General features: G+C 59.1%; 2 protein-coding genes. One reads left to right on the forward strand and one right to left on the reverse strand.

Going from position 1 to position 888, the window contains the following annotated elements; translation table 11 throughout:
• The coding region (locus HGR_RS01620; protein WP_006296304.1) for a flagellin N-terminal helical domain-containing protein at positions 1-228 on the reverse strand (228 nt) is incomplete at its 3' end.
• Positions 229-741: 513 nt separating this feature from the next.
• Between HGR_RS01620 and HGR_RS16960 the strand changes: the two genes are divergently transcribed.
• Positions 742-888 (forward strand): flagellin N-terminal helical domain-containing protein (locus HGR_RS16960; protein ID WP_006296305.1); only part of this gene is annotated, 147 nt, incomplete at its 3' end.

Genomic DNA, 888 nt, shown 5'->3' on the forward strand with positions numbered 1-888 from the left:
TTGCGCCAGGGACACGCCGTCGTTGGCGTTGCGTGCGGCTTGGTTCAAACCGCGGATCTGAGCGGTGAAGCGCTCGGAAATCGCCAGGCCAGCAGCGTCGTCCTTGGCGCTGTTGATGCGCAGGCCGGACGACAGGCGCTGGATCGCCTGGGTCAGGGATTTGTCGCTGATGCCCTGATACCGCTGGGCGGTGAGCGAGTTGATGTTGGTATTGATGACAGATGCCATTGCAGATCTCCTGAATTGACAGCACTCTCATGGAAGACAGCCAGCCGCGGAGATGGCGTCTCCACAGCAAGCAACGCGGCCCAGTCCCTCGCGTGCAACGGGTCTTGGTGTTTGGCGCGAGAGGCCTCATGCCAAAGACCAAAACCCCCTGCAGAGACTAGTCCTCAGCTGCAGCATCGGCAGCTAGCACCAGAAACTTTAGAACTAAAGCGGGAAAAGAGGCCTTTTCCCCTCCCTTTTTTTCGCTTAAGGGGCGAATGAGCGCTCACTTTTGGGGTTTTACCCCCCCTCAGTCGGTCGGGCGCGCATTTCGGCAGCCCCGGCGGGAACTTGAGACTTAAATTTGAAAACTGGCCGGTTTCCACCCTATTTATCCAGCTTACGCCCGGGAACCCGCCACCCACAATCTTTCCCACGCAATGCCGGTTCCGTCTCATGGAGTCATGGCATGGAACCCGGCCTATCCCGTGAAGTGAGGGCCGCAACCCTGAACTTGAACTGAAGGAGTTTTCAATGGCAGCCGTCATCAATACCAACATCAACTCGCTGACCGCCCAGCGTAACCAGGGCATCAGCGACAAGTCGTTGAGCACGGCGATCCAGCGCCTGTCCTCCGGTCTGCGCATCAACAGCGCCAAGGACGACGCCGCCGGTCTGGCG

The sequence above is a fragment of the Hylemonella gracilis ATCC 19624 genome, from assembly GCF_000211835.1.
Classification (GTDB): domain Bacteria; phylum Pseudomonadota; class Gammaproteobacteria; order Burkholderiales; family Burkholderiaceae_C; genus Hylemonella; species Hylemonella gracilis.